Origin of the sequence: Falsiroseomonas oryziterrae (genome assembly GCF_021864505.1) — a bacterium.
GTDB classification, from domain to species: Bacteria; Pseudomonadota; Alphaproteobacteria; order Acetobacterales; family Acetobacteraceae; genus Falsiroseomonas; species Falsiroseomonas oryziterrae.
The window spans coordinates 1-5,032 of sequence record NZ_JAKJIB010000309.1 but is presented as its reverse complement, the minus strand read 5'-3'; the positions used below and the strand labels follow the sequence as shown (position 1 = coordinate 5,032).

The 5,032-nt window shown below is 71.4% G+C and carries 5 protein-coding genes and 1 pseudogene; 1 reads left to right on the top strand and 5 read right to left on the bottom strand.

Annotation, left to right across the window (positions count from 1 at the left end; translation table 11 throughout):
• From L2I40_RS18925 to rpsA, 3 genes and pseudogenes are all read right to left on the bottom strand, one after another.
• A pseudogene (locus L2I40_RS18925) lies at positions 1 to 209 on the bottom strand (signal peptide peptidase SppA); the annotation flags it as partial.
• Positions 210 to 315: 106 nt separating this feature from the next.
• Positions 316 to 1,002 carry a hypothetical protein gene (locus L2I40_RS18920; RefSeq protein WP_237216739.1) on the bottom strand — a complete coding sequence of 229 codons (687 nt, stop codon included), beginning with the start codon at positions 1,000 to 1,002 and terminating at the stop codon, positions 316 to 318.
• Positions 1,003 to 1,178: 176 nt separating this feature from the next.
• Positions 1,179 to 2,891, bottom strand: a complete 1,713-nt coding sequence (gene rpsA, locus L2I40_RS18915) for a 30S ribosomal protein S1 (protein WP_237216738.1) — start codon at positions 2,889 to 2,891, stop codon at positions 1,179 to 1,181.
• A 374-nt stretch (positions 2,892 to 3,265) separates the two neighbouring features.
• Between rpsA and L2I40_RS18910 the strand changes: the two genes are divergently transcribed.
• Positions 3,266 to 3,646: a cupin domain-containing protein gene (locus L2I40_RS18910; RefSeq protein ID WP_237216737.1), complete on the top strand. Its 381-nt coding sequence runs from the start codon at positions 3,266 to 3,268 to the stop codon at positions 3,644 to 3,646.
• 3 nt (positions 3,647 to 3,649) lie between these two features.
• Here L2I40_RS18910 and zigA read toward each other — a convergent pair whose 3' ends face one another.
• Together zigA and L2I40_RS18900 are read right to left on the bottom strand one after the other, a co-directional pair.
• Positions 3,650 to 4,864 (bottom strand): zinc metallochaperone GTPase ZigA, encoded by a 1,215-nt coding sequence (gene zigA, locus L2I40_RS18905; protein ID WP_237216736.1) that lies wholly within the window; start codon positions 4,862 to 4,864, stop codon positions 3,650 to 3,652.
• Positions 4,861 to 5,013: a DUF1826 domain-containing protein gene (locus L2I40_RS18900; protein ID WP_272910986.1), complete on the bottom strand. Its 153-nt coding sequence runs from the start codon at positions 5,011 to 5,013 to the stop codon at positions 4,861 to 4,863. Before L2I40_RS18900 ends, zigA begins: the two co-directional genes overlap by 4 nt.
• Between the last annotated feature and the right edge of the window lie 19 nt (positions 5,014 to 5,032).

The following is a 5,032-nucleotide window of genomic DNA, read 5'->3' as shown; positions in this document are numbered from 1 at the left end:
CGGTCGTCCCCGATGAACCCGCTGACGTTGAGCCGCGCCACGTGCTCGCGACCGCCGGGCAGCAGGCGCGACGCGTCGCGCGGGGCGATCGCGATCGCCGCGACCAGGCCGAGCACCGCCAGCACGGCCGCGGCGCGCCAGAAGGACAGGCGCCGCTTCAGCTTGCGGCGATCGAGCAGGAGATCGGCATCGAGGGGCATGCGCCGCATATGGCCCGCTACCCCGCATCCGGCCAAGGCCCTGAAATCCCGGCGCGTTGACGGCTCCTTGAGCCCGCGCCCTGCGACCGCACGGAGCGCGGCGGTCGCGCCCGGCTCAGCCGGTGAAGGCCCCGGAGGCCGCGTCGTAGGGGAAGGCCCCGAGCCCGCGGCTCGCATAGAAGCCCCGGCACGCCGCGGCGCCGTCGAGGAACATCGCCTCGCCCCGCACGAAGCCGGCGAAGGGGTCGTCGGGCTTCACGCCGCGGTTGTCGGACGAGACCCAGTCGTCCTGGCAGCCGTGCTGGATCTTGGTGACGAGGGTGCGGTTGAGGCGCCGCAGCATCTCCGCCGCCTCCGCGCCGTAGCTGCCACGCTTGGCGCCGCCCGCGGCGGCGATGCGCAGCCGCTGCCAGCTCCCCTTCCAGAACTGCCACACGCCCATCAGATCGTAGTCGGAGACGTAGACCGACGCATCGATCATCGGCTCGCCGTCGCGGAACATCGGCGCGCCGCCGGGCGCGCGGCGGAGCTTGTGCACGCTGACGACGCCGGAGTCGCCCGTCTTCTTGGACACCGCGCCGATCTTCGCCGGCAGCAGCCCCTGCCAGGCATAGGACGCCGCCTTCGGACAGCGCACCACGATGCACCAGCCCGGCGCGCCGGCGGTGAAGGCGCGCAGCGCCGCGACGTCGGCCGGCAGCATCCCGGCCTTGCGGCCGAGCGCGATGTCGGCCTCCGAGACGCCGGCGCGCCGCGCCTCCACGTCGCGCGCATGGGCCATCATCTCGCCGATGGTGATCATGGGCCGGCTCCGCGGTGCCAATGGCCAGTTCAGATGGCCTGCGGCGCGATTCCCGCGCGGCGCGAGCGGCGCGTCAAGGCTGCCGGAGCGGCATCCGAAGAACGGGGACGCACGAAAAAACCCCGGGCAGCGGGGCTGCCCGGGGTTCGTCGAAGCACCGCCTGAGCGGTGCGTCGTTACTCCTCGCCGGCCTGGCGGCGGCGGATCGCGGCGCCGAGGATGTCGCCGAGCGACGCGCCGGAGTCGGAGGACCCGTACTCCTGCATCGCCTGGCGCTCCTCCTCCACTTCCTTGCCCTTGATGGTCAGGGCCAGGCGGCGGCCGGCGCGGTCCACGGCGGTGACCTTCGCATCGACCTTCTCGCCGACGGCGAACTTGTCGGGGCGCTGGTCGGCGCGGTCACGGGCGAGCTCGGCGCGACGGATGAAGCCCGTCAGCACCTCGTCCACCTTCACCTCGATGCCGTTGGCCTCGACCTTCGTCACGACGCAGGTGACCACGTCGCCCTTGCGGATGCGGTCGAGCACCTCGGCGGCCGGGTCGGCCTGGAGCTGCTTGATGCCGAGCGAGATGCGCTCCTTCTCGACATCGACGTCCAGCACCTTGGCCTTGACCGTGTCGCCCTTCTTGTAGCGCGCCATCGCCGTCTCGCCGGGCTCGTCCCAGCTGAGGTCGGACATGTGCACCATGCCGTCGAGATCCGGGCCGAGGCCGACGAAGAGGCCGAACTCGGTGATGTTGCGGATCTCGCCCTCGATGGCGCTGCCCGGCGGGTGCTGCTCGGCGAAGACGTCCCAGGGGTTGCCGACCGCCTGCTTCAGGCCGAGCGAGATGCGCCGCTTCGGCCCGTCCACGTCGAGGATGACCACCTCCACCTCCTGCGAGGTCGAGACGATCTTGCCCGGATGGACGTTCTTCTTCGTCCAGGACATCTCGCTGACGTGCACGAGACCCTCGACGCCCGGCTCCAGCTCCACGAAGGCGCCGTAGTCCGTGATGTTGGTGACGCGGCCGGAGAACTTGCCCTGCACCGGGTACTTGGTCGCCACGTTCTCCCACGGGTCGGCCATCAGCTGCTTCATGCCGAGGCTGATGCGCTGCGTCTCCGGGTTGAAGCGGATGACCTGCACCTTCACGGGCTGGCCGATGGTCAGCGCCTCGCTCGGGTGGTTGATGCGGCGCCAGGCGATGTCGGTGACGTGCAGCAGGCCGTCGACGCCGCCGAGGTCCACGAAGGCGCCGTAGTCGGTGATGTTCTTCACCACGCCGTCGAGCACCATGCCTTCCTTCAGGCCCTGGACGAGCTCGGCGCGCTGCTCGGCGCGGGTCTCTTCCAGCACGGCGCGGCGGGAGACGACGATGTTGCCGCGGGCGCGGTCCATCTTGAGGATCTGGAACGGCTGCGGGCTGCCCATCAGCGGCGTCACGTCGCGCACCGGGCGGATGTCCACCTGGCTGCCCGGCAGGAACGCGACCGCGCCGCCGAGGTCCACGGTGAAGCCGCCCTTGACGCGGCCGAAGATCACGCCGTTCACGCGATGCTGCGCGGTGAAGGACTTCTCGAGGTTGGTCCAGGCTTCCTCGCGCCGCGCCTTCTCGCGCGAGAGGATGATCGCGCCGTCGCGGTCCTCGTAGCGCTCGACGAAGAGCTCGACGGTGTCGCCGACCTTGACGTCGGGCTTCTGGCCCTGCGGGGCGAATTCCTTGAGCGGGACGCGGCCCTCGCTCTTCAGTCCGACATCCACCACCGCGACGTCGTCGTCGATGCGGATGACCTTGCCGGTGATGACGGAGCCGGCGAAGCCGGTGTTGTCGCCGAGCGTGGCGTCGAGAAGGGCGGCGAAATCCTCGGACCCGGTGTTGCGGGCGAGGGTGGTGGCGCTAGCCATGCGGTATGGGGTTCCTGGGTGCTGGCCCCGTGGGGCCAAGGGGTATGCGCCTCCGCGCCTCGGCGCGGACACGACCTGGCCGTGTCGGTCCCCTGTGGATCCGGACGGCCCCTGGACGGGTGGCGGTGTGACGGCCCGCCGCTGCCGGCCCCAGCCTCGCGGCGACGTCCGGGCGCGCGAGGCGCCCCGTCGTCTCCCCTGCCGCGAAAACAGGGACACCGCAGCGCCCGGAGGCGTGCGGTTCGCCCCGGGCGTTACGCCCCGGGGCGCGCCGGAGTCAAGCCGAATCCGGCAATTCCGCAGGGGCGGCGGCGAAAAGGCTTGGCCGGCCGCGCGGTTCCGGCAAGCTCGCCACGCAAGCAGGGAGACCGCCCATGTCCGCCGCCCGCCTGATCCCCCCACTCGGCCGCGACTTCGTCCCCTCCGCCGAGGCGGAGGTCACGCAGATCACCGAGGTGGAGGGCCGCCCCCTCGGCAGCCCGGTCCAGCTCAAGACGCTGGCGGCAACGGAGCGGATGGTGCTGGTGGAATGCACCTTCGCGCCGGGCCAGGCGAGCAAGCCGCACATGCACCCGGACCACGATTCCATTGTCTATGTGGTGAAGGGCAAGGTGAAGGTCACGATCGACGGCCGCGAGTTCATCGCCGGCCCTGGCGACGCCTGGACCAACCACCCGGGCGTCATCCATCACATCGAGGCGCTGGAGCCGACCGTCTCCGTCGAGGTGAAGAGCCCGCCGATCAAGGCGTGGTGAGGATCACTCGGCGCTCCAGCGCGGGAAGGGATCGGGCAGCTTCGCCCATGCCTTCGGCCCGCCGCGCATCTCGGCCTCGGTCAGCAGGCAGGCGTCGAGGCGCCGGCGCAGCGCCTTCTCCTGCATCCCGATGCCGATGAAGACGATCTCCTGGCGGCGGTCGCCATAGGGCTCTTCCCACTGCGCCAGCACGCGGGCACGCCATTCCGGGTCCTGCGGCCAGCGCGAGGTCGGCTGCGCCGCCCACCAGAAGCCCGCCGCCTCATGCCGGCCGACCGCGCCGGCCAGCTGCCAGGATCCCGCCCAGGGCAGCCGCGTGGCCAGCCAGAAGAAGCCCTTGGCGCGGACCACGCCGGGCAGGTCGCTCTCGATCAGCGCCTTGAAGCGCGCCGGATGCACGGGACGCCGCGCCCGCCAGACGAAGCTCGTGATGCCGAACTCCTCGCTCTCCGGCAGGTGGTGCCCGGACAGCGCCTGCGCCCAGCCCGCCGCCTGGCTCGCCTGGCCGAAGTCGAACAGCCCGGTGCCGAGCACGCGCCCGAGCGGCACGCGGCCCTGCACGCAGCCCAGGATCTCGGCGCGAGGGTTGAAGCTGGCGATCAGCGCGGAGAGCCGGCCGAGCTCCGCCTCGCTCACCAGGTCGCATTTGTTCAGCACGATGACGTCGGCGAATTCCACCTGCTCGACCAGCAGGTCCACCAGCATGCGCCCATCCTCCTCGCCCGCCGTCTGACCCAGGGCGCGCAGGCTCGCGGTGCTGGCGTAGTCGCGCAGCCAGGCCTGCGCATCCACCACCGTCACCATCGTGTCGAGCCGGGCGAGATCCGACAGGCTGAACCCGTCCTCGGTACGGAAGTCGAAGGTGGCGGCGACCGGCATCGGTTCGCTGATGCCGGTGCTCTCGATCAGCAGCGCGTCGAAGCGGCCCTCGCGCGCCAGCTTCGCGACCTCCTGCATCAGATCCTCGCGCAGCGTGCAGCAGATGCAGCCATTCGACATCTCGACGAGACGTTCCTCGGTGCGGGAGAGGCTGCCCGCATTGCCGACCAGCGCGGCGTCGATGTTCACCTCCGACATGTCGTTGACGATGACGGCGACGCGCCTGCCCTCGCGGTTGGCAAGCACGTGGTTCAGCAGCGTCGTCTTGCCGGCGCCGAGGAAGCCGGACAGCACGGTGACGGGCAGGCGGGCATCGCTGCCTGGCGTCGGGGCGCTCATGCCAGCGGGATCCGGCCCGGCTCGTCGAGGCAGAGCAGCAGCCGCGCCCCCGCGCCGGGCGCGGCGGGCGGCGAGCGGTGGATGCAGCCGAAGCCGGCATTCCCGGGGTAGGCCTCGCCCTTCAGGATCGCCGCGGCGGAAAGCGCCAGCCGGCCCGGCGCGACGGGC

Excerpts from the sequence above, each read along its gene's own strand:
- rpsA (WP_237216738.1), bottom strand. The coding sequence starts at position 2,891 with ATGGCTAGCGCCACCACCCTCGCCCGCAACACCGGGTCCGAGGATTTC.
- L2I40_RS18920 (WP_237216739.1), bottom strand. The coding sequence starts at position 1,002 with ATGATCACCATCGGCGAGATGATGGCCCATGCGCGCGACGTGGAGGCG.
- L2I40_RS18910 (WP_237216737.1), top strand. The coding sequence starts at position 3,266 with ATGTCCGCCGCCCGCCTGATCCCCCCACTCGGCCGCGACTTCGTCCCC.
- zigA (WP_237216736.1), bottom strand. The coding sequence starts at position 4,864 with ATGAGCGCCCCGACGCCAGGCAGCGATGCCCGCCTGCCCGTCACCGTG.